The following is a 2,832-nucleotide window of genomic DNA, read 5'->3' as shown; positions in this document are numbered from 1 at the left end:
TGATGCTCACCGGAGCCAACGTGCTGGTCTTCGACGAACCGACCAACCACCTCGACCTTGAGTCGATCACCGCCCTCAACAACGGCCTGATCGCCTATCCGGAAGTGATCCTGTTCGCCAGCCACGACCACAAGTTTCTCTCAACGGTCGCCAACCGCATCGTTGAATTCACCCCCGGCGGCTTCATCGACCGCTCGATGACCTTTGACGAATACCTGGAAAGCCCCGAGGTGGCGAAAATCCGCGAGGAGCTGTTCCAGGGCGAGGCGGCGTTGACGCTGTAACGGCAGAGCCGGTTTTAGAACAAAAACGGCAGGAACATCTTGGTGGTTTTGCGGTATTCGAGATAAGCGGGACCGAAAAAGGCGAGGTTTTCCCGCTCTTCGATATAGCCCGCAACGACCAGCAACGCGCTGGTCAGCACGACCGCGACCAGTCCCGCCGGGCTGAAGTGCTTGAGAAACGCCCCCCAGGCCAGCAGCATCAGCGAGCTGTACATGGGGTGACGGATATAGCGATAGATCCCGCCGGTGACGAGGTTGACGGTGTTTTCGAAGGCGAAAAAGCGGTAAAAACCGTGGCATTTCGGATTGTGCAGGGGCTTCCAGGAAATCCGGAGAAAAACCAGGGAGAAGACGAGAAACAACAGGCTCCTGGCGAGTGAAAAAGGTTCCATTTCCAAATCCGGCCATTCTCTGCGACCGCCGGATGAACGCTCCCGGCGCGGCACGGTTGTCCCAAACGACAAATCGCCCCGGCATCACAGCCGGTGGCGATTTGTTTTACCGGTAACCGACCTGCCTCAGCCTTCCATTTCGATCAGTGAGTGGTCGCCGATGTTCATCTTGCGGGGCGAGCCGACCAGGGTGACGCTGTCGCCGAGGATCGAATGGTGCAGAATGATGTCCCTGGCCTTGCTGTTGGCGTTGACGATCGAATCCTTGATGATGCACTCTTCGATAACGCAGCCGGGAGCCACCGACACGTCGGGGCCGAGAATGGAATTGCGCACCACCACCCCTGCCGCCAGGTGCACCGGCTCGACCAGCACCGAGTTGTAAACCTCGCCATGGCTGTGGTGGCGGCCGCGCAGCAGGTAGCGGTTGGTCTCGAGCAGGGTCTCCGGCTTGCCGCAGTCGAGCCAGGCATCGAGTTCGGGGGCGCGGAATTTGGCGCCGTCGTGAATCATGCGCATGAAGACGGCGGGCAGGTAATATTCGCCCTTAACCGTGTCGCCGGCGGCAATGGTCTCATCGATGTAGTCCATGAACCTCTGGCCGTCCTTGAGGTAGTAAAGGCCGACCTGGGCCAGCCTGGAGACCGGCGTATCCGGCTTTTCGACCATGTCGGAAATCAGACCGTCCTTGATCACGTTGACGCCGAAGCGCTGGTAATCCTCGACCTCCTTGGAATAGATCAGGCCGTCGCAATCGGCGCAAAGCCTGGGGATCGTCTTGAGGTCGGTGACGAAGATGGTGTCGTTGAAAACCACCAGCACATCGTCCCCTTCATTGATCGCCGATGACGCCAGGGAGACGGCGTGGGCCGGGCCGAGGCGATCCTTCTGGACGATGTAGCGGCAGGAGACTTTGGGGAATTTCTCCTTCATGAACGCCTCGACCTGGTGGCCGTTTTCGTCGGTGATGAAAATCAGTTCGACATTATCGAGCACCAGCAGGCGGCTGACGATGTGCTCGAGCACGGTTTTGCCGGCCACGTGGACCAGCGACTTGGCCTTGGTATGAGTATGGGGCCGCAGGCGGGTCCCTTTGCCGGCGACGGGCAGAATGATTTTCATCGTCCCTCCATGAAACGAAAGTATTGTCAGAATGGGCCATGTTTCGGTAGGATGCACGGCACCCGTACCTGTTCCGCATTAAAATTGGATAGTATACTTTTTTTCAATAAGTCTCAAGAGCTTCACCCGAAGGAGCAGCCATGAATGACCACCTGGTCCGCATTCTCAGCAATGACGGTTCGTTGCGCGCCGTCGCCGCCGTCACCAGCGGCCTGACCCGCACCATCTGCCGACTCCAGGGGACCGACCCCACCGCCAGCGTCGCCCTCGGCCGCCTGGTTGCCGGCACCGCCCTGCTCGGCGCCCTGCTCAAGGGGAACCAGCGCCTGGCCCTGATGATCGAGGGCAACGGCCCGCTGCAGCGGCTGCACAGCGAAACCGACGCCTACGGCCAGCTGCGCGGTTCGGTGAAAAACCCGCTGGCGGCGCTGCCGCCGAAGGCCGACCGCTTCGACGTCGCCGGAGCCGTCGGCAAGGCCGGCTTTCTCCACGTGATCAAGGATCTCGGCATGAAGGAGCCGTACCGGGGCATGGTGCAGCTCTACACCAGCGAGATCGCTGAAGACCTGGCCTACTACCTGACCACCTCGGAGCAGATCCCCTCGACGGTCGGCCTCGGTGTCACCCTCGACGAAAATTTCGCCATCGCCACCGCCGGAGGGTTCCTGGTGCAGGCCATGCCCGGGGGGGACGAATCACTGATCCCGCTGCTGGAAGAGCGGCTGCAGCAGCTGCCGCCGGCCACCAGCCTGCTGAGCGAGGGCAAGACCCCGCTGCAGATCCTCGAGCAGCTCTTTGCCGGGATTCCCTTCAGCGTGCAGATGGAAACCCCGCTGGAGTTTCGCTGCAACTGCAGCCGCCCGCAGGTCGCCGCCATGCTGCGGGGGCTCGGCGCCGACGAGGTACGCGCCATGATCGAAGAAGACCAGGGCGCCGAAGTCACCTGCGAATTCTGCAAGCAGAGCTACGCCTTTACCGCCGAAGAACTGGCGGCCCTGCCCCAGCTGAAGAGCTAATCCTGCAGCAGCAGCTCG

3 protein-coding genes and 1 pseudogene are annotated in these 2,832 nt (G+C 61.1%); 2 read left to right on the top strand and 2 right to left on the bottom strand.

Translation table 11 applies throughout. The annotated features are described in order from the left end of the window. A pseudogene (locus ABYV89_RS16050) lies at positions 1-284 on the top strand (ABC transporter ATP-binding protein); the annotation flags it as partial. Positions 285-298: 14 nt separating this feature from the next. On the opposite strand, the gene ABYV89_RS16045 reads toward ABYV89_RS16050, so the two are convergent. After that, on the bottom strand, positions 299-676 hold the full coding sequence (locus tag ABYV89_RS16045; RefSeq protein ID WP_432823942.1) for a methyltransferase family protein: 378 nt from the start codon (positions 674-676) through the stop codon (positions 299-301). A gap of 126 nt (positions 677-802) precedes the next feature. Then, entirely contained in the window at positions 803-1,798 is a 996-nt protein-coding gene (locus tag ABYV89_RS16040; RefSeq protein ID WP_432823941.1) for a sugar phosphate nucleotidyltransferase, read from the bottom strand. Positions 1,799-1,938: 140 nt separating this feature from the next. Here ABYV89_RS16040 and hslO point away from each other — a divergent pair, with 140 nt between their 5' ends. Beyond that, positions 1,939-2,814, top strand: a complete 876-nt coding sequence (hslO, locus tag ABYV89_RS16035) for an Hsp33 family molecular chaperone HslO (protein WP_432823940.1) — start codon at positions 1,939-1,941, stop codon at positions 2,812-2,814. The last annotated feature ends 18 nt before the right edge of the window (positions 2,815-2,832 follow it).

The sequence above is a fragment of the Trichloromonas sp. genome, assembly GCF_041583255.1.
Classification (GTDB): Bacteria; Desulfobacterota; Desulfuromonadia; order Desulfuromonadales; family Trichloromonadaceae; genus Trichloromonas.
The sequence above is the reverse complement of the archived record's forward strand: the minus strand, read 5'-3'. Positions and strand labels throughout refer to the sequence as shown.

Coding starts and splice junctions, on each gene's coding strand:
- ABYV89_RS16045 (WP_432823942.1), bottom strand. CDS start 676: ATGGAACCTTTTTCACTCGCCAGGAGCCTGTTGTTTCTCGTCTTCTCC.
- ABYV89_RS16040 (WP_432823941.1), bottom strand. CDS start 1,798: ATGAAAATCATTCTGCCCGTCGCCGGCAAAGGGACCCGCCTGCGGCCC.
- hslO (WP_432823940.1), top strand. CDS start 1,939: ATGAATGACCACCTGGTCCGCATTCTCAGCAATGACGGTTCGTTGCGC.